Annotated in this window: 18 protein-coding genes; 10 read left to right on the top strand and 8 right to left on the bottom strand. The window is 73.4% G+C overall.

All coding sequences use genetic code 11. The features are described from left to right. Positions 1-41: 41 nt before the first annotated feature. The 5 genes from QMG39_RS08115 to QMG39_RS08095 all read left to right on the top strand — a co-directional run bounded on the left by QMG39_RS08115 (position 42) and on the right by QMG39_RS08095 (position 8,600). The gene (locus tag QMG39_RS08115; RefSeq protein ID WP_281883867.1) at positions 42-1,226 is read left to right on the top strand and encodes an ABC transporter substrate-binding protein; all 1,185 of its coding nucleotides are present in this window, start codon (positions 42-44) and stop codon (positions 1,224-1,226) included. A gap of 93 nt (positions 1,227-1,319) precedes the next feature. Continuing rightward, positions 1,320-2,249 (top strand): ABC transporter permease, encoded by a 930-nt coding sequence (locus QMG39_RS08110; RefSeq protein ID WP_281883865.1) that lies wholly within the window; start codon positions 1,320-1,322, stop codon positions 2,247-2,249. Positions 2,250-2,260: 11 nt separating this feature from the next. Beyond that, entirely contained in the window at positions 2,261-3,061 is an 801-nt protein-coding gene (locus QMG39_RS08105) for an ABC transporter permease (protein ID WP_281883863.1), read from the top strand. 196 nt (positions 3,062-3,257) lie between these two features. Next, the gene (locus QMG39_RS08100; protein ID WP_281883861.1) at positions 3,258-6,470 is read left to right on the top strand and encodes an ExeM/NucH family extracellular endonuclease; all 3,213 of its coding nucleotides are present in this window, start codon (positions 3,258-3,260) and stop codon (positions 6,468-6,470) included. A gap of 228 nt (positions 6,471-6,698) precedes the next feature. Further along, positions 6,699-8,600: a pectate lyase-like domain-containing protein gene (locus QMG39_RS08095; RefSeq protein ID WP_281883859.1), complete on the top strand. Its 1,902-nt coding sequence runs from the start codon at positions 6,699-6,701 to the stop codon at positions 8,598-8,600. A gap of 42 nt (positions 8,601-8,642) precedes the next feature. On the opposite strand, the gene QMG39_RS08090 is transcribed toward QMG39_RS08095, so the two are convergent. Further along, the gene (locus QMG39_RS08090; RefSeq protein WP_281883857.1) at positions 8,643-9,293 is read right to left on the bottom strand and encodes a TetR/AcrR family transcriptional regulator; all 651 of its coding nucleotides are present in this window, start codon (positions 9,291-9,293) and stop codon (positions 8,643-8,645) included. Positions 9,294-9,363: 70 nt separating this feature from the next. Here QMG39_RS08090 and QMG39_RS08085 point away from each other — a divergent pair, with 70 nt between their 5' ends. Next, positions 9,364-10,278 (top strand): alpha/beta hydrolase family protein, encoded by a 915-nt coding sequence (locus QMG39_RS08085; RefSeq protein WP_281883855.1) that lies wholly within the window; start codon positions 9,364-9,366, stop codon positions 10,276-10,278. Here the strand turns inward: QMG39_RS08085 and QMG39_RS08080 are convergent. Together QMG39_RS08080 and QMG39_RS08075 are read right to left on the bottom strand one after the other, a co-directional pair. Further along, the gene (locus QMG39_RS08080) at positions 10,221-11,441 is read right to left on the bottom strand and encodes a glycosyltransferase (protein WP_281883854.1); all 1,221 of its coding nucleotides are present in this window, start codon (positions 11,439-11,441) and stop codon (positions 10,221-10,223) included. The two genes, QMG39_RS08085 and QMG39_RS08080, sit on opposite strands and share 58 nt — an antisense overlap. Continuing rightward, positions 11,438-12,115, bottom strand: a complete 678-nt coding sequence (locus QMG39_RS08075) for an arsenate reductase/protein-tyrosine-phosphatase family protein (RefSeq protein WP_281883853.1) — start codon at positions 12,113-12,115, stop codon at positions 11,438-11,440. The genes QMG39_RS08080 and QMG39_RS08075 overlap by 4 nt, the downstream gene beginning before the upstream one ends. A gap of 126 nt (positions 12,116-12,241) precedes the next feature. Here QMG39_RS08075 and QMG39_RS08070 point away from each other — a divergent pair, with 126 nt between their 5' ends. Genes QMG39_RS08070 through QMG39_RS08055 form a run of 4 tightly spaced genes read left to right on the top strand, consistent with a single transcriptional unit; the run spans position 12,242 to position 18,667 of the window. After that, complete coding sequence (locus QMG39_RS08070) at positions 12,242-14,245, top strand: glycosyltransferase (protein WP_281883852.1); 2,004 nt, start codon at positions 12,242-12,244, stop codon at positions 14,243-14,245. Beyond that, positions 14,242-15,375 carry a glycosyltransferase family 4 protein gene (locus QMG39_RS08065; RefSeq protein WP_281883851.1) on the top strand — a complete coding sequence of 378 codons (1,134 nt, stop codon included), beginning with the start codon at positions 14,242-14,244 and terminating at the stop codon, positions 15,373-15,375. The genes QMG39_RS08070 and QMG39_RS08065 overlap by 4 nt, the downstream gene beginning before the upstream one ends. An 8-nt stretch (positions 15,376-15,383) precedes the next feature. Next, a complete protein-coding gene (locus QMG39_RS08060; protein ID WP_281883850.1) occupies positions 15,384-17,549 on the top strand; it encodes a glycosyltransferase family 4 protein in 2,166 nt (721 codons plus the stop codon). Further along, positions 17,546-18,667 carry a glycosyltransferase gene (locus tag QMG39_RS08055; protein WP_281883849.1) on the top strand — a complete coding sequence of 374 codons (1,122 nt, stop codon included), beginning with the start codon at positions 17,546-17,548 and terminating at the stop codon, positions 18,665-18,667. The genes QMG39_RS08060 and QMG39_RS08055 overlap by 4 nt, the downstream gene beginning before the upstream one ends. Here the strand turns inward: QMG39_RS08055 and QMG39_RS08050 are convergent. From QMG39_RS08050 to QMG39_RS08030, 5 genes are read right to left on the bottom strand one after another with little or no spacing between them, the layout of a single operon-like run. Next, positions 18,664-19,617, bottom strand: coding sequence for a glycosyltransferase family 2 protein (locus QMG39_RS08050; RefSeq protein WP_281883848.1), 954 nt, complete (start codon positions 19,615-19,617; stop codon positions 18,664-18,666). The two genes, QMG39_RS08055 and QMG39_RS08050, sit on opposite strands and share 4 nt — an antisense overlap. Continuing rightward, positions 19,614-20,465: a hypothetical protein gene (locus QMG39_RS08045; RefSeq protein WP_281883847.1), complete on the bottom strand. Its 852-nt coding sequence runs from the start codon at positions 20,463-20,465 to the stop codon at positions 19,614-19,616. The genes QMG39_RS08050 and QMG39_RS08045 overlap by 4 nt, the downstream gene beginning before the upstream one ends. Continuing rightward, positions 20,462-21,436: a glycosyltransferase family 2 protein gene (locus QMG39_RS08040; RefSeq protein WP_281883846.1), complete on the bottom strand. Its 975-nt coding sequence runs from the start codon at positions 21,434-21,436 to the stop codon at positions 20,462-20,464. Before QMG39_RS08040 ends, QMG39_RS08045 begins: the two co-directional genes overlap by 4 nt. Continuing rightward, positions 21,433-22,530, bottom strand: coding sequence for a glycosyltransferase family 4 protein (locus QMG39_RS08035; protein ID WP_281883845.1), 1,098 nt, complete (start codon positions 22,528-22,530; stop codon positions 21,433-21,435). The genes QMG39_RS08040 and QMG39_RS08035 overlap by 4 nt, the downstream gene beginning before the upstream one ends. Further along, positions 22,527-23,648: a glycosyltransferase WbsX family protein gene (locus QMG39_RS08030; protein WP_281883844.1), complete on the bottom strand. Its 1,122-nt coding sequence runs from the start codon at positions 23,646-23,648 to the stop codon at positions 22,527-22,529. The genes QMG39_RS08035 and QMG39_RS08030 overlap by 4 nt, the downstream gene beginning before the upstream one ends. Positions 23,649-23,720: the final 72 nt, after the last annotated feature.

Here is a 23,720-nt window from a genome sequence, read left to right as displayed (position 1 = left end):
CACCACCTGCACCGTCCACCGCATCACACCAAGGAGAACGCATGACACGCATCCCGCGCCGCGCAGCCCGCGTCGGCACCACCGCACTGGCGATCGCCTCGGTCGCCGTGCTCACCGCCTGCGGCACGACCTCCGGGTCGACCGACGGCGGCGAGGCCGCGACCGAGCTCGGCGAGTACGAGGGCCAGGTCTCGCTGCTCGCGTGGCCCGGCTACGTCGAGGACGGCTCGAACGACCCGGCGATCGACTGGGTCACCCCGTTCGAGGAGGCCACCGGCTGCGTGGTCACCTCGAAGACCTACGGCACCTCCGACGAGGCGTTCAACCTCATGAAGACGGGCGAGTACGACGTGGTCGCCGCCTCGGGCGACGCGACCCTGCGCCTCATCGCCGCGGGCGACGTGGCGCCGGTCAACACCGACCTCATCCCGAACTACGAGGGCATCTACGACTTCCTCAAGGAGAAGGAGTGGAACTCGGTCGACGGCGTCTCGTACGGCGTGCCCCACGGCTACGGCGCGAACCTGCTCATGTACAACACGGACGAGGTCACCCCGGCCCCGACCTCGTGGGACGTCGTGTTCGACGCCGCGGGCGACTACTCGGGCAAGGTCACCGCCTACGACTCGCCGATCTACATCGCCGACGCGGCCGTGTACCTCATGGCCCACGAGCCCGAGCTCGGCATCGAGAACCCGTACGCCCTCGACGAGACCCAGTTCGCCGCCGCGGTCGACCTGCTCAAGGCCCAGCGCGAGCACGTCGGCGAGTACTGGAGCGACTACCTCAAGGAGATCCAGGCGTTCGAGACCGGCGACTCGGTGGTCGGCACGACCTGGCAGGTCATCCAGAACGTGCTCGCCGCGTCGGGCGCGACGACCGACGTCGTGCTGCCCGAGGAGGGCGCGACCGGCTGGTCGGACACCTGGATGATCGGCTCGGAGGCCGAGAACCCGAACTGCGCCTATGCGTGGCTCGACTACATCGCCAGCCCCGAGGCGAACGGCGCAGCGACCGAGTACTTCGGCGAGGCGCCGTCGAACGAGGCCGCCTGCGAGTTCCGCTCGGAGGGCTCGTGCGAGGCGTTCCACGCCGGTGACGCCGAGTACGCCGCGCAGATCTGGTACTGGACCACGCCGATCGCCGAGTGCGTCGACGGCCGCACCGACGTCGAGTGCGTCGACTACGCGGGCTGGACGACGGCCTGGCAGGAGATCAAGGGCTAGACGGATGCCCCTGGGGCGGCCCGTCACCCGACGGGCCGCCCCACCCCGGGGCATCCGCCCCGCCCCTCACCCCCGAACCGCCCGAGGAACGCGATGACCACGACCGACGCCCCCGCCCCGGCACCCGGCCGCACGCCCGTGCCCGCGCCGCGCGACACGCTCGCCCGCCGCGGCTCCGTGTACCTGAGCTCGCACCCCCGTGCGCGCCTGGCGCTGCTGCTGTCGGCCCCGCTGTTCTGGCTCGGGCTCGTCTACATCTTCGCGCTCGCGGCGCTGCTCATCACCGCGTTCTGGAGCGTCGACAGCTTCACCGGGCAGATCTCCACCGAGTTCACGCTCGACAACATCATCACGGTCGTCACGGGCTCGCTGTACCAGACCGTGACCCTGCGCACCCTCGGCGTGGCGCTCGCGGTCACGGTCATCGACGTGGCCCTCGCGCTGCCGATCGCGTTCTTCATGGCCAAGGTCGCCTCGCCGCGCCTGCAGCGCGCCCTCGTGGTCGCGGTGCTCACGCCGCTCTGGGCGAGCTACCTCGTGAAGGCCTACGCCTGGCGCTCGGTGCTCTCCCAGGACGGCATCCTGGAGTGGCTCATCTCGCCGCTCGGCCTGCACACGCCCGGCTACGGGCTGCCCGCCACGATCATCACGCTCTCGTACCTCTGGCTGCCCTACGTGATCCTGCCGATCTACGCGGGGCTCGAGCGCGTGCCCGACTCGCTGCTCGAGGCATCCGGCGACCTGGGCGGGTCAACCTGGCAGACGATGCGGCTCGTGGTGCTGCCGATGGCCATGCCCGCCATCATCGCCGGCACGATCTTCAGCTTCTCGCTCTCGCTCGGCGACTACATCACCGTGAACATCGTCGGCGGCGCGAGCCAGATGCTCGGCAACCTCGTCTACACGAACGTCGGCGCGGCCAACAACCTGCCGCTGGCGTCGGCGATCGCGCTCATCCCGATCGTGATCATCTCCGGCTACCTCTTCCTCGTGCGCCGCACCGGCGCGCTCGACAACCTCTAGGAGCGAGACGGATGCGACTCTCCCGCGCCGCCCGCGTCACCCTGGGCGCACTGACCGCGCTGATCCTGGTGATCGTCTACGTGCCGCTGTTCGTCGTGCTCGTGAACTCGTTCTCGACGAGCACCAGCCTCAGCTGGCCGCCGCCCGGCTTCACGCTCGAGTGGTGGCGCCGCGCGTTCTCCAGCGCCGGCGCGCTCGAGGCGGTGCTGACGAGCGTGCAGGTCGCGTCGATCGCGACGCTCGTCTCGCTCGTGCTCGGCACGCTCATCTCGCTCGCGCTGCAGCGGTTCTCGTTCTTCGGGCGCGACGCGGTGAGCCTGCTGGTGATCCTGCCGATCGCACTGCCCGGCATCATCACGGGCATCGCGCTGAACAACTTCTTCCGCACCATCATGGGCGTGCCGCTGTCGATCTGGACGGTGGTGATCGCGCACGCGACCTTCTGCATCGTGACCGTGTTCAACAACGTGATCGCGCGGCTGCGGCGGGTCGGCACGAACCTCGAGGACGCCTCGGCCGACCTCGGCGCGGGCGTGTGGACCACCTTCCGGCTGGTGACCTTCCCCCAGCTGCGCTCGGCGCTGCTCGCGGGCGGCCTGCTCGCGTTCGCGCTGTCGTTCGACGAGATCATCGTGACCACGTTCACTGCCGGGTCGGGGGTGACGACGCTGCCGATCTTCATCCTGAACAACATGTTCCGGCCGAACCAGGCGCCGATCGTCGCGGTCATCGCGGTCGTGCTGGTGCTCGTCTCGATCATCCCGATCGCGATCGCGCAGCGCCTGTCGGGGTCGGAGCAGCAGCGGCGCTGAGCCGGCGTCGGGCCGGCTCAGGGGCATCCGCTCCCCGTGTGCTCAGATGAGCACGGATGCCGCCTGAGCTGCGCATCCGCGTGATTCACGCAGTCGTAACCGGCAGGGCCTTCCGGGCGTCACGAACCGCGTCCTAGTCTCTCCCACGTTCGGGGGGACACCGACGCCCCGCGGACGCGGATCCGGAGGAGCACTGATGAGACATCCCGTTCGTCGAGCCACCGTCGCCGCCGCGGCCGCAGCATCGCTGCTGGCCGTGGGCGTCGCCGCCCCAGCGCAGGCGGAGGAGGTGGTGCCGACCGAGCTGATCATCAGCGAGTACGTCGAGGGATCGTCGTTCAACAAGGCGATCGAGCTGTACAACCCCACCGACGGCGAGATCGACCTCACCGACTACGACCTCCAGATCTCGTTCAACGGCGGGTCCGCGACGGCCGCGTTCGACCTCATCGGGGCGGTCGCGGCGGGCGGGACGTTCGTGTTCGCCGACGAGGACCTCGCCGCGTACGCCGACCAGACGACCTCGGCCAACCTCTGGAACGGCGACGACGCGATCCTGCTGCGCAACGCCGGCACCGTGGTCGACTCCATCGGCCAGGTCGGGTTCGACCCGGGCAGCCAGTGGGGCGCCGACCTCACCTCGACCCAGGACAACACGCTCCGCCGCATGGCGTCGGTGTGCGTCGGCGACACGGTCGTCGACGACGTCTTCGACCCGGCGGTCGAGTGGGTCGGCTTCGCGAACAACACGTTCGACGGCCTCGGCTCGCATACGGCGGACTGCGGCGGTTCGACCGGCCCGTCCGGGCCCGTGATCAACGAGTTCGTGGCGAACCACACCGGGTCGGACACCAGCGAGTACGTCGAGGTGCTCGGCCTGCCGGGCGAGGACCTGTCGGACTACGACCTGCTCCAGCTCGAGGGCGACTCCAGCTCGAGCAACTTCGGCGGCGTGGTCGTCGGGACGACCAGCCTCGGCGTCGCGAACGGCGACGGCTACTACGTGGTCGGCCCGCTCAGCAACGAGTTCCAGAACGGCACCATGACCCTGGTGCTCGTCTCCGGGTACGACGACACCGCCGACCTGGACGCCGAGAACGACGGCATGATCGACGACGGGTTCGCCTTCGAGATCGTCGACACGGTCGCGGTCTCCGACGGGGACGCAGGCGACCTCGCGTATGGGGACACGGTGCTCACGGGCGGGTACGACGGCAACGGGTTCGACGTGGGCGGTGCGTCTCGCATTCCCGACGGCACCGACACCGACACCGCGGCCGACTGGGTGCGCAACGCGTTCAACGGCGCGGGCCTCGACGCCTTCCCCGGCGCGACGCCGGCCGACGGCGAGGCGTGGAACACGCCGGGCGCGGCCAACGAGGTCTACGTCTACGTGGCACCGCCGCTCAGCTGCGCCGACGAGGTCGTGACGATCGGCTCCGTGCAGGGATCCGGCGACGCCTCGCCGGTCGCAGGCAGCGACGTGATCGTCTCCGGCGTGGTCGTCGGCGACTTCCAGTCCGGCGGTTTCGGCGGGTACTACATCCAGGACGCCGGTGACGGCGACGCCGCCACGAGCGACGGCATCTTCGTCTACGCGCCGGGCGGAGCATCCGTCGACGTGGGCGACGAGGTGATCGTCGCCGGTGCCGTGAGCGAGTACTTCGGCCTCACGGAGATCACGCCGACCGAGGTCGTCGTGTGCGCCACCGGCGCGGCGACGCCCGCGGCCACGGAGCTCGAGCTGCCCCTCACCGAGGCGGACCGCGAGGCCGTCGAGGGCATGCTCGTGACGCTCCCGCAGGAGCTCGCGATCCTCGAGTTCTACAACTACGGACGGTACGGCCTCATCGCGCTCGGCACCGAGCGGCAGTACACCCCGACCGCGGTGGTCGAGCCGGGCCAGCCGGCGGTCGACCTCGCCGAGGAGAACGCACTGAACCGCATCATGCTCGACGACGGCCGCAGCACGCAGAACCCCGACCCGGCGATCCACCCGAACGGCGCCGAGTTCACGCTCGACAACCTGTTCCGCGGCGGCGACCTGGTGACGAACGCCACCGGCGTGCTCGACTACCGGTTCGACACCTGGGCGGTCCAGCCGACCCAGGGCGCCGACTTCGAGTCGGTCAACCCGCGGCCGGACGTGCCGGAGGTCGGCGGCGAGTTCACCGTCGCGAGCTTCAACGTGCTGAACTACTTCACCACGCTGAACTCGCGCGGCGCGAACACCACCGAGGAGTTCGAGCGCCAGGAGGCGAAGATCGTCGCGGCCCTCGCGGAGATCGACGCCGACGTGTTCGGCCTCATCGAGATCGAGAACAACGGCGACGAGGGCGCGGCCAGCGCGGTCGCGACGCTGGTCGACGCCCTGAACGACGTGCTCGGTTCGGAGGTGTACGACTACGTGGACACCGGCGTGATCGGCACCGACGTGATCACCACGGCGTTCGTCTACAAGGCGGCGACGGCGACCCCGGTGGGCGACTTCGCGCTGCTCGACGAGTCGGTCGACCCGCGGTTCATCGACTCGAAGAACCGCCCGGCGCTCGCGCAGACGTTCGCCGACGCCGCCGGCGGCAAGGTCACGGTCCTGGTGAACCACCTGAAGTCGAAGGGCTCCTCCTGCGAGGACGACGGCGACCCCGACCTGCTGGACGGTGCGGGCAACTGCAACCTGACCCGCACGTCGGCCGCCGAGGCGATGGTCGACTGGATCGACACCGACCCGACCGACCAGGGCACCGAGGAGCGGACGCTCATCATCGGCGACCTCAACTCGTACGACCACGAGGAGCCGATCGACGTGCTGGTCGCGGGGGGCTACACCGACCTGCTGCTCCAGGAGCAGGGCGAGTACGCCTACTCGTACGTGTTCGACGGCCAGCTCGGCTACCTCGACTACGCGCTGGCCGGCCCCGGCCTCGTGGACGAGGTCACCGGCGCCGCGCCGTGGGCGATCAACGCCGACGAGCCGAGCCTGATCGACTACGACATGTCGTTCAAGCAGGACGCGCAGGACGCCCTGTACGCGCCGGACGCGTACCGCTCGAGCGACCACGACCCGGTCATCGTCGGCCTCGTGCTCGACTCGACGCCGCCCGAGCTCAGCGTCGCGGCCGACCCGGCCACGGTGTTCCCGCCCAACGCGAAGTGGACGACGGTCGGCCTCCTCATCGAGGCGACCGACGACTCGGGCGAGGAGCCCACGGTGGAGATCGTCGAGGTCACGGCCGCCGGTCACAAGGCCGACATCCGGGTCGTCGGCGACGCGCAGGTCGAGGTCGTCGCGCGCATGGGCGCGACCTACACGGTGACGGTCGAGGCAACGGACGGGGCCGGCAACACGGCATCCGACACCGTGGTGATCTCGGTCGCGGCACCGATCGGCGGGCCGTTCCCGCTGTGATCTGAGCACGCACCGCACGCCGATGGCCGTCCCGCGAGGGGCGGCCATCGGCGTGTCCGGCGCCGGCGGTGCGCACGACGCCACGTGTGACCCGCCACGTGGTTCGCCTGCTGCACCGCTGCGCCCGCCTGCACCATTGCGCCCGTCGCGCCCATTTGGTTACTGTCTTGTCAGTAAGTGGGCATCCGCCCGCGTCTCCACCACCACACCTCAAGGAAGAGGATTCGGATGAGCAGGAACGCACCACCCCTCCGCCGTCGCACGGCGACCACCCTCGCCGCCGTGGCGCTCGTGGCGGGCGCCGCAGCAGCGGCTCCCGCACAGGCCGCGACACCGCAGCAGGTCGATCCGCAGGCGCCCGACTTCGGGCCGAACGTGACGATCTTCGACCCGTCGATGCCGCTTGCCGAGATCTCCACGGAGCTCGACGCGCTCGCCGACGAACAGCGCGACGCCGAGATGAGCAGCGCGCGCCACGCCGTGTACTTCCTCCCCGGCGAGTACGGCACCGACGCGCAGCCGCTGCAGTTCGAGGTCGGCTACTACACCGAGGTCGCCGGGCTCGGCGCGGCGCCGACCGACGTCACCGTCAACGGGGCGATCGAGGTCTACAACCGGTGCCTCGAGAACGACGGCACCGCCAACTGCATCGCGCTGGTGAACTTCTGGCGCACGCTGTCGAACCTCTCGATCGACGTGAACGGCACCGGGCAGGACGGATGCCGCGCGAGCGCGAACTTCTGGGCGGTGTCGCAGGCCGTGTCGATGCGCCGGCTCGACATCTCGGGCGCGAACGTCAGCCTGATGGACTACTGCACCGACGGGCCGCAGTACGCCTCGGGCGGCTTCATCGCCGATTCCCGCCTGCCGTTCACCATCAACGGTTCGCAGCAGCAGTGGCTCGTGCGCAACAGCGACGTGACCGCGGGGTGGAGCAACGCCGTGTGGAACCAGGTGTTCGCCGGCACGGAGGGCGCGCCCGACGAGGCGGGCTTCCCCGAGCCGCCGTACACGACGCTCGACGAGACCCCGGTCAGCCGCGAGAAGCCGTACCTGTTCGTCGACGAGGCCGGCGACTACGCCGTGCGCGTGCCGGCCGCGCAGCGCGACACCCGCGGCATCACCTGGGGCGAGGGCGAGACCCCCGGCCGCACCGTGCCGATCACGGACTTCTTCATCGCGACGCCTGACGACTCGGTGCAGGACATCAACGCGGCCCTGGCGCGCGGCAGCAACCTGCTGCTGACGCCGGGCGTGTACGACATCGGCGAGACCATCCGGGTCAAGCGCGCCGACACCGTCGTGCTCGGCATGGGTCACGCCACCCTGACCGCCACCGGCGGCGCGGTCGCGATGCAGGTCGCCGACGTGCCGGGCGTGGTCATCGCGGGCGTCACGTTCGACGCGGGCACCGAGCTCTCGCCGGCGCTCCTGCGCGTCGGCAAGGCGGACGGCGAGCACGGCGCGGGCAGCGCGGCGCGGGCGGCCGAGACGAACCCGACGACGCTCAGCGACGTGTACGTGCGCGTCGGCGGGCCGCACATCGGCAGGGTCGACACCGCCATCGAGGTGCACAGCGATCACGTGCTCATCGACCACGCCTGGGTCTGGCGGGCCGACCACGGCGTGGAGGGCTTCACCGAGGGCGTGAACGGCGACACCGATCGCTGGCGCACGAACACGGGCCTGAACGGCATCGTCGTCGAGGGCGACCACGTCACGGCGACCGGGCTCTTCGTCGAGCACTTCCAGCGGTACAACGCGCTCTGGAACGGCGACGGCGGCACCGTGGTGCTCTACCAGAACGAGCTGCCGTACGACCCGCCGACGCAGGCGGACTGGACGCAGCCCGACGGCACGCTCGGCTACGCCGGGTACACCGTCGGCGACGACGTCACGAGCCACGAGCTGTTCGGCGCCGGCGTGTACGTGTTCAACCAGAACACCCCGTCGATCGTCACCGAGAACGGCTTCTCGGTGCCCGAGGCCGACGGCGTGCGGCTGCACCACATCATGACGGTGAACCTGAGCGCCGGCACGATCGACCACGTCGTGAACGGCGTCGGCGGCCAGGTGGACGACACGAACACCGGCGCGCCGGCGTTCATCGTCGACTACCCGGCTCCGTAGGCGTCCCCGCGCGCCCGGTCCGATGTCTCCGGGCCGGGCGCGTCACCGCCGGAGCGGGGCGACGGTCGCGGGTGCGGCGCCGAGGGCGACCAGGCGATCGGCCACGGCGACCGCGGCACGGCGGTAGGGCACGTCCGTCTCGCGCAGGAGCGAACGCGTGTTCGCGGCATCCAGCAGCGCCGTGATCTCGAACGCGAGCTGGCCCGCGTCGGTGAGCCCGGGCAGCTCGCCGCGCTCCATGGCGTACCCGATCGACACGGTGAGGTAGCCCTCCCACGCGTCGAGCGCGGCCATCACCCGGTCGCGCACGGCGCCGGGCTTCGAGTCGAACTCGACGGATGCCGCGGAGAAGAAGCATCCGCCGCTGAACACGCGCCGTTCCGAGTAGGCGATCCATCCGTCGACCAGTGCCACGACGCGCTCCAGCCCGCGTTCGGTCGCGGCACGCGCGGGCGCGATGACCTCGTCGGTGAAGAGCGCCTGGGCGGCGTCGATCGCGGCGAGCTGCAGCCGCTCCTTCGAGCCGAACAGCGCCGCCACCCCGCTCTTGCTCTGGCCGGCCGCGTCGGCGATGCGCGCGATCGAGAGCCCGTCGAGCCCCTCGACCGACGCCAGGTCCATCGCGTGCGCGAGCGCGGCGCGGCGCGATTCGTCGCCGCGTGCGCGGCGTCCGTCGATGACCCCTTGCGTCATGCCCCCATCTTACCGTACGATCGTGCGTATAGTTAGTTGGACGATCGTTCGTATTGTTTCAGGAGTCGCCATGACCGCCCTCACCGCCATCGCCACCGCCACGCGCTCCCTCGCCGCCGTCTCCCCGGCCGCCGGGTCCGCTCTCGCCCTGCGCCTCTTCCTGCACGTGGGGCGACGGATGCCGCTCGCCGACCGCGACCGCGCGATCATGGACCAGGCGCGGCGATCGACCGTGCGCGTCCGCGGCATCGACGGGCGCGGCACCGACGTGGTCGCGTACGAGTGGGGCTCGGGCGACGACGTCGTGCTGCTCGTGCACGGCTGGCAGGGTCGGGCGAGCCAGTTCGGCGCCATGGTGCGCGAGCTCCGCGCCGAGGGCTTCCGCGTCGTCGCGTTCGACGCCCCCGCGCACGGCGAGTCCGACGGCAGCGGCGCGTACGTGATCGACTGGGTCGACGCGATCCACGAGCTGCAGCACCGCTACGGGCGCTTCGACGCGATCATCGCGCACTCCTTCGGCGCGCTGGGCGTGTTCACCGCGATCGCGGAGGGCGTCACGACCCGCCGGGTCATGACCGTCTCGTCGCCCGCCGACGCCGACGCCGTGTTCAGCGAGTTCGGCGGCGCGCTCGGGCTCGACGCCCGCACGCTCGACGCGATGCGCGAGCGCTTCGTCGCCCGGCTCTTCGCCGGCGAAGCGGATCCGTTCGCGCGCGTCTCGGCCATCCACCACCCGCTGCCGGACACGGTCGACCTGCTGGTCGCACACGACCCGGGCGACCGCCGCGTCTCCTCCCGCGAGGCGGAGCGCCTGCTCGCCGCACACCCGCGAGCGCGTCACCTGTCCGCCGACGGCGCGGGCCACACGCGCATCCTGCGCGACGATGCCGTGCTCGACGCGATGCTCGGCTTCGTCGGCGACTCCCGTCAGTCCGCGGCGTCCGTCGACGCGGTCCCGGCGCGAGCGGCCACGACCTCCGCGTAGAACTCCGCGTGCGCGGCGGCGACCGCCTCGTCGTCGAGCAGGCCGGGCGTGGCCGCCGCCCCGGCGGCGAGCCGCGCGCGCAACGCGTCGTCGACCGCGAGCCGGCCGAGCGCGGCGGCGAGCGCGTCGATGTCGCGCGGGGCGACGACGAGCCCGTTCACGCCGTCGGTCACCCACTCCGCGGGTCCTCCCTCGCCGGCGACGACGACCGCGCGACCGGCGGCGAGGTACTGCAGCACATTCTGGCCGAGCGGCTCGGGGCGCACCGACGCCTGCACGGCGACGTCCCACCCGGCGAGCGTGCCGGCGATGTCGGAGACGTGGCCGGGGAACTCCACCCGGTCGGCGACGCCGAGGTCCGCGGCGAGCGCCCGCAGGTACCGGGCGTACGCCTCGTGGCCGAACGGCGCATCGCCGGGCAGCACGAGCCTCGCGTCGGAGTCGCCGAGCGCACGGGCGAACGCGTGCAGCAGCTGCCCCTGTCCCTTCCAGGGGTCGATCCGGGCGAGCATCCCGATCGTGAGCGGCCCATCGCCCGTCGGCGTGGACGCCGAGCCCGGGTGCAGGCCCGCGGCGCTCGGGATCACGGCCGTGCGGGCGTCGCGGCGGAGGAACGGCCGCGACGACTCGAGCGTGGCCCGCGAGTTCGCGATCACCCCGTCGGCGCGGGGCAGCACCTCGCGGGTCATCAGGGCGTACCCGGCACGCCCGATCGCCTCGGGCGTCGTCATGTCCCGCAGGTGCACCACGAACGGCACGCCCGACGTCCGGGCCGCCAGCGCCCCGTAAGCGGCGGCGCGCGCCGTATTCGCGTCGACCAGGTCGGCGGTGCGGAACGCGGGCTGCAGTCTCGTCGCCAGCGACTGGGCGACCAGCCGCGCGAGCGCCGTCGCCTGCCGCAGCGCACCGCCGGCACTCACGCCGGCGGGCTGGCGCACCCCGGCGACGCGGACCGGTACGCGGGCGGGCAGCTCGTCGTAGACGCCGTTCCCCCGGTCATCGGTCGGCGCCAGCAGCACCGTCGGCGTCCATGCCGGGTTCGCAGCGAGCATCCGCACCAGCGCGTACTCGGCACCGCCTCGGGCCGTCGTGTGGTCGAGGTGCAGCACGCGCAGTCGGGACCCCGCCCGAGGGCCGTCCGGCCGAGCCGGTGCGACGCTCACGCGCGGCGCCTGCCCGACCCGCCCCTGGGCGGGGCGGATCCACGGTCGGCGATCAGGTCGGGCCCGTACGACGCGTTCCGGTACGCCGCCACCTCGGCCTGCGGCATCCCCAGCAGCAGTCCCGCCAGCGATGCGAGCGCGGGCACCTCCTCCGCGGCCATCCGCAGGTAGTCCTCGTCGCCGCCGCCCTGCGGGTCGATGATGTCGTCGTCTCCCGAGCCCAGTGCGCGGTTCGCCGCGAGACCCGCGACGACCGCGCGCAGCTCCGCGACCGAGCGGGGTGCGGCGGGCAGCCGGAAGTTCGCGGCGATCCGGCCCGCCTCGCGGATCGTGAACGCGGTGCGCAGGGTGGCCGGCACGAGTTGGATCACCCGCTCCCGGTGGCGCGACGAGGCGACGAGCACGAGATCGGCCGCGCGCAGGTGCGCCTCGGTGACCTGCGTCGCGCGGTGGTCGCGTCCGTCGCCGCCGAGGGCGACGGCGATCGCGCGCGCTCGGCGTCCCATCGAGGCCCCCTCGGGTGCTCGCGTGCCCGCACTGGCGACCCGCACGCTCCCCGAGGCCGACGGGGGGAGGTACCGGTTCGCCCAGCTGCCGAGCAGCATCGCTCCGAGCGGCGACCGGTGCACGTTGCCGGTGCAGACGACGAGCACGTCGAACGTGTCTCCGGCCATGTCACCCCCGTCGATCCGGACCTGCACAGGGGGGGTTCGGGCCCCGCCCTCCCGCGGATATGGTTGCTCGCAAGGAGTCTACGAGGAGATGCGGTGCGCGTACTGAGGGTGTCTCACAGCGCCGTCGTGGACGAGTGGCGCGGGCGCGAGCGGGCCCTCGGGGACCTCGGCGTCGACGTCGTCCTCCTCAGCGCCCGCCGCTGGCACGCGGGCGGCACCGAGGTGGAGCTCCGTCCCGACCCGGGCGAGGCGGTGACCGGCGTGGCCACGCTCGGTCGCCACCCCGCGCTCTTCGCCTACGACCCGCGACCGATCTGGCGCGCGCTCGGCGAGCGGTGGGACGTGATCGACCTGCACGAGGAGCCGTTCGCCCTCGCGACGGCCGAGGTCCTGCTGCTCCGGATGCTCCGCGGGCAGCGCGCGCCCGTCGTGCTGTACACCGCGCAGAACCTGCGCAAGCGCTACCCCGTGCCGTTCCGCTGGCTCGAGCGCTGGGCCCTGCGCACCGCGTCGGGCATCTCGGCGTGCAACGCCGAGGCCGCGCGCATCGTGCAGGAGAAGGGCTTCGCGGGCCGCGCCCGGGTCATCCCGCTGGGCGTCGACCTCGATCGCTTCCGGCGGGCCGAGGGCCAGGCGGATGCCCCTGGGCGCACCGCCGCGGCGACCGGAGACGACGCCCCCATCATCGTCGGCTTCCTCGGCCGGCTCGTGCCGGAGAAGGGACTCGGCGTGCTGCTCGAGGCGGCCGCACGCGAGCCCCGCCTCCACCTGCGCATCGGTGGCTCCGGCCCGATGGCGGCCGACCTCGCCGAACGCGCCGGCCCGGGCGACCTCGCCGAACGCGTGGAACTCGTCGGGCCTGTCGACCCCGACGACGTGGTCGACTTCTACGCCGGGCTCGACGCGGTGACGATGCCGTCGCTCCCGACGCCGAGCTGGACCGAGCAGTTCGGCCGTGTCGCCGTCGAGGCGATGGCCTGCGGGGTGCCGGTCGTGTCGAGCGACGCCGGAGCACTGCCCGACGTGGTCGGCGGGGCGGGCCTCGTCGTCCCGGCCGGCGACGCCGCCGCGCTCGCGGACGCGCTCGTCGAGGCCGCGGGGCCACGCGGCGACGAGCTCCGCGCCGCGGGCGCCGTGCGCGCCGCGGAGTGCGGCTGGGACGCCGTCGGGCGCGACTACCTCGACCTGTACCGATCGATCCTGCACGAGGCATCCGCCGCCCCCGCTCCGCCCGTCGAGGTGATCGTCGTCGCCTACGGCTCGACCGAACTGCTGCGGCGCGCGCTCGAACCCGTCGCGGGGCTGCCGGCCACCGTCGTCGACAACTCCTCGCTGCCCGAGATCGCGCGGCTCTGCGACGAGCTCGGCGTGCGGTACCTCGATCCCGGCCGCAACGGCGGGTTCGCGGCCGGCGTGAACGCCGCACTCGCCGACCGGTTGGTGCCCGGCGCCGACGTGCTCCTGCTGAACCCCGACGCGGTCGTCTCCGCCGCCGACGTGGCCGCCCTGCAGGCCGCGCTGCGCGCGGACGAGGACCTCGCCAGCGTCGGCCCGGTGCAGGTCGACCCGAACGGCCGTGCCGCCCGCGTCGAGTGGCCCTTCCCGTCGCCGGGCCGCACCTGGCTCGAGGCGCTCGGCCTCGGCCGCCTCGCCGACGGGCCGCGGTTCGTGATCGGGTCCGTGCTGCTGCTGCGCGCCGAGGCGCTCTACCAGGTGGGCGGGCTCGACGAGCGCTTCTTCCTCTACGCCGAGGAGACCGACTGGGCGTTCCGCGCGCACCGCCTCGGCTGGCGGCACGCGGCCGTGCCCGAGGTGCGCGCGCTGCACGTCGGCGCCGGCACGAGCAGCGACTCCGCCCGCCGCGAGGCGCATTTCCACGCCTCGCAGGAGCGCTACCTGCGCAAGCACTTCGGCGCGGCCGGCTGGCAGTGGGCGCGTACCGGGCAGTGGCTCGGAGCGATGGCCCGTGCGATCGCCCTCCCCGGCGAGCGCGGCCTCGATGCCCGCAGGCGGGCCGCGCTGTACCGGCTCGGCCCGGTGCGGGTGGAGGCGCGCTTCCCGTCCGCGCCGCCGCCTCGGAACGCGGCGGGCGACGACCCGGGCGACGCGCAGAGCGAGCACGCCGCGTGACCCGGATCGTCCAGATCGTCCCGCGCATCGGCCCCGGGGCGGGAATCCCGGGGGTCGCCTGGCACCTCGAGCAGGAACTGGGCGCGCTCGGCGCGACGGTCGAGCGGTTCACCTACGACGACGCGCGCCGGCGGCCCGCCGCGCCGTGGCCGAAGCGCCGGCTCGCCCGGCGGTTCGCCCACGGGTGGCGCATCGTGTGGTTCAGCACCGTCGGCACGCGCCGGGCGCGCGCGTTCCTCGCCGAGCGTCCGGACGCCGTCGCGATCTGCCACAACAACGCCATGGTGGGCGACGTGTACGTGAACCACGGCCTCGCGCTCACCCACATGCGCGCACGAGGCCACTCCGGGTGGCGCGTGTTCCGCAACCCGTTCCAGGTCTTCAGCTACGCGCGCGACGCCATCCGGTACCGCGGCCGCACGCATCGGGCGGTCGTCGCGCTGTCGGCCGCCGCCGCCGCCGAGCTCCGGGCGGTCTACCGGCGGGTGCGACCCCGCGTGGTGGTGATCCCCAACGGCGTCGACCTCGAGCGCTTCCACCCGCCGTCGGCGGACGAGCGCCGCGCCGCCCGCGAGGCGCTCGGCCTCGGCGCCGACGAGCGCGTCGCGCTGTTCATCGGCCACGAGTTCGCCCGCAAGGGCCTCTCGCACGCGATCCGCGCGCTGCCGCACGCGCCCGGCGTGCTGCTGCTGGTTGTGGGGGGCAACGGCGAGCTGATCGCGCAGGCGCAGGCCGAGGCCGAGGCAGCGGGCATCGCCCGGCGCGTGCACTTCACGGGTCCGCGCCTGGACCCGCGTCCGTTCCTCGCCGCATCCGATATGTTCGTGCTACCGAGCGCCTACGAGGCCAATGCCCTCGTGGTGCTCGAGGCCCTCGCCAGCGGCCTTCCGGTGGTGGCCACGCGCGTCGGATACGCACCGGAGATCATCATGGACGGCAGCAACGGGTTCCTCGTCGCGCGCGACGAGGTCGAGATCGGCGCACGTCTCGCGCAGCTCGCCGAGGCGGACCCGGCCGAGTGGCGCACCCGGGCTCGGGCGAGCGTGGCAGGGCACTCGTGGTCGGCGGTCGCGCAGCGCTACCTCGCCCTCGCCGACGAGCTCGCGGCGGAACGGCGGGCGGGCGGATGACCCGGATCGTGCAGATCGCACCGACGATCGAGCCCGGCAGCGGCGTCGCGGGCGTGGCGTTCAATCTCGAGCGCGAGTTCCGCGCCGCCGGCGTCGAGGTCGAGCGGTACACGTCCGCCGACGCCGGCCGGCCGCTCGGGGGCTCCGGTGGCGGGCCCGCGATCGTGACCCACCTCGAGCGCGCGCGCAACGTCGTGTGGTTCAGCACGGTCGGCACGCGCCGGGCGCGGAGCTTCCTCGCCGCGAGGCCCGACGCGATCTCGATCTGCCACAACGACGTCATGACCGGCGACGTCTACGTGAACCACGGCCTGCTCCAGGAGGCGATGCGCGCACGCGGCAACTTCGCGTGGCGGATGCTCCGGAACCCCGTGCACCTCTACACGGCGCTGCGCGACCGCATCCGCTACCGGAGCCGACGGCACCGGGCCGTCGTCGCGCTCACCTCGCGCGAGTCGGAGCTGCTGGTCGAGGAGTACGGCCGGGTCCGGGCGCCCATCCGCGTCATCCCGAACGGGGTCGACGTCGAGCGCTTCCGTCCGCCGACCGCCGAGGAGCGGGCGAGCGCCAGGGCCGCCGTCGACATCCCCGACGACCGCACGGTCGCGGTCTTCGTCGGCCACGAGTTCGACCGCAAGGGCCTGCCGATCGCCATCGAGGCGCTCGGCGGAGCGCCGAGCGTGACGCTGCTCGTGGTGGGCGGCACCGACGACATGATCCGTCGCGCGCGTGCGCGGGCCCGCCGCGTCGGGGTCGCCGACCGCGTCGTGTTCGTCGGCACGCACCCCGACCCGGTCCCGTTCCTGTGGGCCGCCGATGCGCTCGTACTCCCGAGCGCCTACGAGGCCAACGCGCTCGTGGTGCTCGAGGCGCTCGCCTGCGGCCTCCCCGTGGTCTCGACGCGCGTGGGGTTCGCTCCGGACATCCTGGTCGACGGGGAGAACGGCTACCTGGTCGACCGCGACCCCGCCTCCGTCGCCGCGCGACTCGATGCGCTCGACTGGCGCGGTCCCCGCACGGTGGCCGACTGGCACGCGCGGGCGCGCGCCACCGCGGAGCGCTACTCGTGGCCCGCGATCGCGCGCGAGTACCTCGCGCTGGTGGACGAGCTCCGATCGGCACCCGAGCCCCACCCCCGCGGCCCGCTCCGCATCGTGCACGCCATCCGCTCCGACGGGTTCTCGGGCGTCGAGCAGTTCGTGCTGCGCCTCGCCCGCGCCCAGGCGGCGGACGGCCACAGGGTCCTGGTCGTCGGCGGCGACACCGCGCGCATGCGTGGCGCGCTGGCAGGGTCCGGCGTCGCCCACGTGCCCGCGGTGCGCACGGTCGACGTGACGCGCGCGCTGCTGCGCCACGCACGGGGCGCCGACGTGGTGAACACCCACATGACCGCCGCGGACGTCGGCGCGGTCGCCGCCCTCGCCCTCGTCCTGCGCCCGCGGCGACCGGTCGTCGTGGCGACCCGCCACTTCGCCAAGGCCCGCGGCAGCATCGGCCCGGTGCCGATCGCCGCGCTGGTCGGTCGCGTCATCGACGCGCAGCTCGCGATCAGCGATGTCGTCGCCGACGCCGTGGACGGCGACAGCACGGTCGTCCACCCGGGCCTCGACCCACGGCCCGACGTCGACGCCGCCGACCGCGAGCGCATCGTGCTCATGGCCCAGCGGCTCCAGCCCGAGAAGCACACCGAGGTCGGCATCCGCGCCTTCGCCGAGTCGGGCATCGCGAGCGAGGGGTGGCGGATGCAGGTGGCCGGCACCGGCCCCGAACGCGACGCGCTCGAGCGGCTCGCCGCGTCGCTCGGCATCGCCGACGCCGTCGAGTTCCTGGGCTTCCGCACCGACCTGCCGGAACTCATGGACCGGTCGGGCATGCTCGTCGCGTCCTGTCCGTTCGAGCACTTCGGGCTCACCGTGCTCGAGTCCATGGCGAGCGGGCTGCCCGTCGTGGCCGCCGGGGCGGCGGGGCACCTCGACATGCTCGACGGACTCGACCCCCGCGCGCTGTTCGCACCGGACGACATCGGCGCCGCGGCATCCGCCCTGCGCTCGCTCGCCGGCGACGCCGAGGGACGCGCTGCGCTCGGCACTGCGGAACGGGAGCGCCAGCGCAGGGACTTCTCGATGCGGGCCCAGGTGGATGCCACCGAGGCCGTCTACCGGAGCGTGCGATGACCGATCTCGTGGTGATGTCCCTGGAGCGCTGGGACGACGTCTGGCGTCGCAACCAGCACCTCGTGGCCGGGCTCCTGCGGTCCGATCCGGAGTTGCGCGTGCTGTTCGTCGAACCGCCCGCCGACCCGACCCACGACGTGCGATCGGCCCGCCGTCCCGACCTCGGCCACGGGACGGTCGAGGTCGGCGAGCCCGCGCCCGGGCGGCTCTGGACGTACCGCCCGGTCAAGTGGCTGCCCCGCCGCGTCGACCCCCGCGCCGACGCGCGCGTGGCCGACGCCGTGCTGCGCGCCGCGGCGAGGCTCGGCATGGAGCGACCGCTGCTCTGGATCAACGACCCGGGCGCGGTGGGCGTCGCCGACGCGTCGGGCTGGCCCGTCGTCTACGACATCACCGACGACTGGCTCTCCGCCGACCGCCCGGCGGCCGAGCGCGCACGCTCCGCGGAGAACGAGGCGCGGCTGCTCGACACGGCCCGGGAGGTCGTGGTGTGCTCGCCCGAGCTCGCCAGGCGCAAGGGCGCCGCGCGCGACGTGACCCTCATCCCGAACGCGGTCGACGTCGCCGCCTACCGCCGCCCGGCCGACCGCCCCGCCGACCTGCCCGAGGGCTCGACCGCGGTGTACCTCGGCACGCTGCATCCGCACCGCATCGACATCGACCTCTGCGAGGCCACCGCGCGCGAGCTCGGCGACCGGGCCACCCTCGTGCTCGTCGGCCCGAACCTCCTCGGGCCGGAGACGACCGCGCGCCTCGAGCAGGCCGGCGCGGTGCTGCTCGGGGCGCGGCCGTCCGACCAGGTCGTCGGCTACCTCCAGCACGCGGACGCCCTCGTGGTGCCGCACGTCGTGACGGAGTTCACCGACAGCCTCGACCCGATCAAGCTCTACGAGTACCAGGCCGTGGGCCGCCCGGTCGTCTCGACGCCCGTGGCCGGGTTCCGGGACGCGGACGACCCGCGCATCGCCATCGCGAGCGGAGCGGCGTTCGCCGACGCCGTCGTCACCGCGATCGCGTCCGCGCGCCCCTTCCCGCACGGCGCGAGCGGGCCCGTGCCCGCGTGGGCCCTGCGCGTCGAGGCGATGGCCGCGGTGCTGGGCCGGCTGCGGTCGGCCTAGGCGCCCGAGCGCCGCGAGCGCGCCCCCAGCTTGGACGCGAGCGTCGAGGCCCACCCCGTGAGCACGCCCCACGGCGACAGGCGCAGCGAGTCCCACAGGTCCGCCCCCGCGTCCCCCGCCCGGCGCTGCCGCAGCAGGCCGATGACCCTGCCGGCCGACCACGACGCGTAGGCGCGGTCGAGCAGGCGCGCGTTCCGGCGCAGGGCGGCGACGTGGTGCGCGTCCCCACGGCGCTCGGCGTCCTCGAGGTTCGCCCGCACGGCGCGCGAACCCGCGGCGTGCCGCCGCCGCCAGTCGGCGGCGGTCGCGTTGCGGTCGTGGCGCCGGTACTCGACGACGACGGCCCCGGAGGTCACCAGGCGACCGCGCCGCAGCACCCGCAGCGTGAACTCCGTGTCCTGGGAGAGCCCGAAGTCCTCATCGAACGTGCCCGCGAGCTCGAACGCGCGGCGCCGCACGGCGAGGGTCGTGATGCGCGGGATCGGCGTGTCGCCCCGCAGGTACTCGTCGCTCGTCGCCTGCGGCGTATGCCACGAGTCGAATGCGACCCCCTCGGCGTCGATGTCGATGCCGTCGCCGAACGCACCGAGGGCACCCGCATCCGCGCCCAGCGCCGCGACGAGCCGCTCGAGCCGGTCGGGCGGCCAGACGTCGTCGTCGTCGAGGAAGGCGACGATCTCGCCCGAGCCGGCGGCGATCCCGGTGTTCCGCGCCGCCGCCGCCCCGCCGTTCTCGCGGTGGACGATCCGCGCGCCGGCCACGCCCGCGACGATCCGCGCCAGGTCGTCCCCTCGACCGGAGCCGTCGTCGACGACGATCAGGTCCCACCGGGCGTGGGTCTGCGCCGCGACCGACGCCAGCGCCGCGCCGAGGTACGGGCTGACCCGGTTGGTCGGGACGACGACGTCGACGAGCGGAGCAGCGCCCGGGGCATCCGCCGGGCTCGTCACGGCTCGACCTCGGCGAACTCGGGAAGCCGCGTGATCCGGAACCGGCCGAACGGGTTCCTCGCGAACGGGGCGACGAGCGCCGTGCCGAGCGGGTGCGCGGCGCGACGGCGCCACCGCCGCAGGTCGCGGTCCCAGTCGCGCTCGGGCGCGTACCCCGAGACGACGCGCTTCTCGGCCATCTGCGCCTCGGTGCGCACCCAGCTCATGTGCACGATCGCGTCGGAGGGCGGGATCACGGCGTGCACCGGCGTGCCGAACGGGTGGGCGGGGTCGGTGTTGCGCGGCGAGACGTCCACCCGGTGCACGGGCGTGTCCGCGGCTTGGCGCGCGAGGGTGAGCCGGGTGCCCGCCCGCACGACCACCGGGCCGGGGTAGCCCGACTGGGTGGTCCAGAATCGCCCGCAGTGCTCGAGGAAGGCGCCCGACGGCGTGCGCGCGTGGAAGTTGCGCATCGGGAACGCGAGCGCGCCGGCGGCGCGTCGCTCGGTCTCGCGGAGCTGCGCGAGGAGCACCTCCGTCGACGGGACGATCTCGTCGGTGTCGAGCTGCACGACCCAGTCGGCGCCCTCCGAGGCGGCGTCGAGTGCGGCCTGCCGGTGCTCGGTCTCGACGGTCATGACGGGCCGGGAGGCGTCCGAGTGGTCGCCGGGAGCGAACACCATCTTTCCGTCGGGGTCCGCGGCGCGCATCCGCGCCAGCGACTCGTCGACCGAGAGCGGCGCGCCGCCCCACGAGCCGCCTCCCGCGTCGTAGGAGACGACGATGCGGTCGACGATGCCGTAGTACGACCCGATGCTCTGCGCGATCCAGGCGGGATCGCCGGCGAGCACGTACGCGTGCAGCCTCATATCGCGGCCCCGTCGGCGGGCTTCGCCCGCACCCCGGGAGCGGCGCTGGCGGCGAGCCCCGCCGCGGTCCCGACGACATCGACGGCGGCGCGCCACCCGCCGCCGACCACGCCGCGCAGCTTCGCCTTCGCGCCGCTGCGCTTCGGGTCGCGGATCGCGCGGAGGCCGCTGACCACCTGGTGCCCGGCCTCCGCCGCGGCGGTGCGCAGGTACCTGCGGAAGTGCGGGTCCGACGTGCCGAGCGTGCTGGCGAGCAGCACGACATGATTGCGCGCGCCGTAGTACCGATAGCGTGCGTCGAACCGGCGGCCTCGCGCGTAGGTGCCGGCGACGTGCAGCACGACCGAGCGCGGCGCGTACACGATGCGCCAGCCGGCTCGGCGCATGCGGAGCGCGATGTCGGTCTCCTCGCGCAGGCAGGTCCCCGGGTAGAGGTCGCGGATGCCCCCGAGCTCGCGCACCACGCTCATGCGCACGGACATGTTGGCGCCGAGCATGTGGTCGACGTCGACGTCCCTGCCCGGGTCGGCGGCGAACCAGCCGGTGAGCCGCCCGTCCGGCAGCAGGAGCCCGATCTCCCCGATGCCCTCGTCCTCCTCGCCGGGCTGCTCGTTGCGCGCGCGACCGCCGACCGCGGCGACGGCGGGGTCGGCGTACGGCTTCAGCAGCTCCTCGAGCCACTCCGGCTCGGCGAAGGCGTCGTCGTCGATGAACGCGACCACGTCCTGGCGCACGCCCTCCACCCCGATCGCCCGGGAGGTCGCCGTGGTCCCGATGCCGCGTTCGTTGCGCCGGTACTCCACCTCGGGGCGCTCGGCGACGACCTCCCACGTGCGCTCGTCGGGGGACGCGTCGACGACGACGATGCGGTCGGGCCGAACGGTCTGGCGGTCGAGGTGCTCCAGACAGGTCCGCACGTAGTCGGGGCGGTTGTACGTGGCGATCACGACCGCGACGCTGGGGGTGGTCACGTGGTCTGCTCCTTCGTGGGGCGGGCGTGCTGCTCGGCCCGGTACACCCGCTCGTAGTGGTCGGCGACGGCGCGCAGGTCGAACTCGACGGCGCGCGCGAGCGACGCCTCGGCGAGCTCGGCCCGCCGCCCGGCATCCGTCAGCACCCCGACGAGCGCATCACCGAGCCCGTCGAGCTCGGCGAGCACGCCGAAGCGGCCCTCATCGGTCACGTAGCGCGATCCGACGTTGGGGGTGGCGATCACGGGCAGGCCCGCCGTCATCGCCTCGGCGTAGGGGATGCCGAACCCCTCGTACGTCGAGGGCAGGCAGAAGGCCCAGGCGCTCCGGTACTCCTCCGCGAGCTCCGCGTCGCTCAGGCGCCCGAGCGCGACGACGCCGTCGGGCAGCTCGTCGGGTGCATCCTGGGTGACCATGCGCAGCTCGGCGTCGGGCACCCGGGGTCGCACCTCGTCGGCGAAGATCCGGGCGAGCTCGGCGCCGCGCTTGCGTCCGCGCCAGGTGCCGACGAACAGCACGGTCGGCGCGGCACGCCTCGTCCCGCCGGGCGCGAACGCCTCCGCGTCCACCCCGTTCGGGATCACGGTGTCGACCCACGGCGTCCACCGGCGCGTGGCCGGCGAGATGAGCACCGTGCGGTCGGCGACGACGCTCGCGAGCACCTCGGTGCAGCCGAGCAGCACCATGCGCGCCTTCTCCTTGGCCCCGCGGATGCGCAGCGCCTCCTCGAAGCAGGAGCCGTGCAGCGTGCGCACGTGCGCGGGCACGCGCCGGCGCCACATCCAGTAGTCCTCGCCGTGCGCGTGCAGCACGTCGTACGACGAGAGGTCCATGCGCCGCATGGCGAACGCGAAGCGGAAGGTGCGCATCGACCCGTCGAGCGGCACGTGCACGTGCCCGTACCGCGCGCCCTCGACCGGCCCGCACGGGCTGAACACGTCGACGTGGTGGCCGCGGTCGGCGAGCTCGTTGGCGAGCGCGTGCACCTGGTAGCCCACGCCGATCTTGCTCTCGCTCGGCAGGTAGTACGAGATCATCGCGATGCGCAGCGGCCGGTCCGGGTCGTCGAGCGGATGCCGCGGGGAACCCGTCACGACAGCCCGGCCCGCAGCGCCTCGAGCCACGCATGGCCCTCGCGCAGGTCGGGCTCCAGGTGGTTGCCCTCGGCCCACTCGTTCCACGACTTCACCCAGAGCAGCCGCTCCTGGGCGGGCCGATCGGCGAGCAGGTCGACCGCGTCGGCCACGTTCCGGCGGAACCGCTCGGGCGTCGCGTCGCGCACGACGAGCCCACGGCGGCCGGCACGCGGCGTGTTGTCCCAGTTCGGGTACACGCATGGCTGCACGTGCGGGTCGCGCGGGTAGTCGGCGACGATGGTGTCGGAGTAGGGCCAGATCTCGGGCCCGCCCATGAGCTTCCGGCCCGCGCGCATGCGCAGGCGGGTCGCACGGTTCACCTCGGCGGGCAGGCGCATGTACACGCTCGCGTCGAAGCCGTCGGCCTCCGCGTTCGCGTAGCGGGCGCCCGCCCCGAGCAGGTCGCTGGCCTCCGCGACGAGGTAGAGCCCCTCCAGGCCGGCCTCGCGGGCCATCGCCTGCCAGCGGTCGACGAACTCGGCGGCATCCGGCAGCTCCTCCGGCCGGAACACGTAGAACAGCGGCCGGCCGTTCACGCGGACGTACCGCTCGTCGCGGAACGCCGGAAGGATCGTCTCGAAGTGCCGTCGGTCGTCCTCGGCGCCGAGGTAGCGCTGCTGCTTCAGGATCGTGTCGGCCGCGGCGTGCCAGATGCCCGTCCACGACTGGTTCGCCCAGGCCAGCGCGAACCCGATCTCCGGGTCGCCGCGCTCGAGCACCTCCGCGAACGGGCGCTCGAGGATGCGGTCACCGTCGCCGAACCAGTAGTGCCAGTAGACGAACGCCTCGACCCCGTACGCGCGGGCCAGGTCGCTCTGCGCCTGCCGCGTCTCGGGCACGCGCAGGTCGTAGAACCCGAGGTCGGCCGGCAGGGTCGGCTGCCGGTGCCCCGGATAGAGCCGGCGCGCCCTGGCGGTGTTGGTCCACTCGGTGAATCCGGGACCCCACCACTCGTCGTTCTCCGGGATCGGGAAGAACTGGGGCAGGTAGAACGCGAGCGCGCGGGCACGGGGCGAAGCCGCGGGGGCGCCCTCGGGCCCCCGGTGATCGGGTGCCTCGGGTGGCGTCTCGGTCACGCGTACCGCCAGTCGTCGTCGTTCGGGTGCGAGCACGCAGCATCATACTGTCTCCTCCGATCGAGTAGGTTC

The organism is Agromyces rhizosphaerae (assembly GCF_027925245.1).
In the GTDB taxonomy this organism is placed as follows: domain Bacteria; phylum Actinomycetota; class Actinomycetes; order Actinomycetales; family Microbacteriaceae; genus Agromyces; species Agromyces rhizosphaerae.
This window is presented reverse-complemented; position numbering and strand designations above follow the sequence as displayed.

Coding starts and splice junctions, on each gene's coding strand:
- QMG39_RS08075 (WP_281883853.1), bottom strand. CDS start 12,115: ATGGCCGGAGACACGTTCGACGTGCTCGTCGTCTGCACCGGCAACGTG.
- QMG39_RS08085 (WP_281883855.1), top strand. CDS start 9,364: ATGACCGCCCTCACCGCCATCGCCACCGCCACGCGCTCCCTCGCCGCC.
- QMG39_RS08095 (WP_281883859.1), top strand. CDS start 6,699: ATGAGCAGGAACGCACCACCCCTCCGCCGTCGCACGGCGACCACCCTC.
- QMG39_RS08090 (WP_281883857.1), bottom strand. CDS start 9,293: ATGACGCAAGGGGTCATCGACGGACGCCGCGCACGCGGCGACGAATCG.
- QMG39_RS08055 (WP_281883849.1), top strand. CDS start 17,546: ATGACCGATCTCGTGGTGATGTCCCTGGAGCGCTGGGACGACGTCTGG.
- QMG39_RS08045 (WP_281883847.1), bottom strand. CDS start 20,465: ATGAGGCTGCACGCGTACGTGCTCGCCGGCGATCCCGCCTGGATCGCG.
- QMG39_RS08115 (WP_281883867.1), top strand. CDS start 42: ATGACACGCATCCCGCGCCGCGCAGCCCGCGTCGGCACCACCGCACTG.
- QMG39_RS08100 (WP_281883861.1), top strand. CDS start 3,258: ATGAGACATCCCGTTCGTCGAGCCACCGTCGCCGCCGCGGCCGCAGCA.
- QMG39_RS08105 (WP_281883863.1), top strand. CDS start 2,261: ATGCGACTCTCCCGCGCCGCCCGCGTCACCCTGGGCGCACTGACCGCG.
- QMG39_RS08110 (WP_281883865.1), top strand. CDS start 1,320: ATGACCACGACCGACGCCCCCGCCCCGGCACCCGGCCGCACGCCCGTG.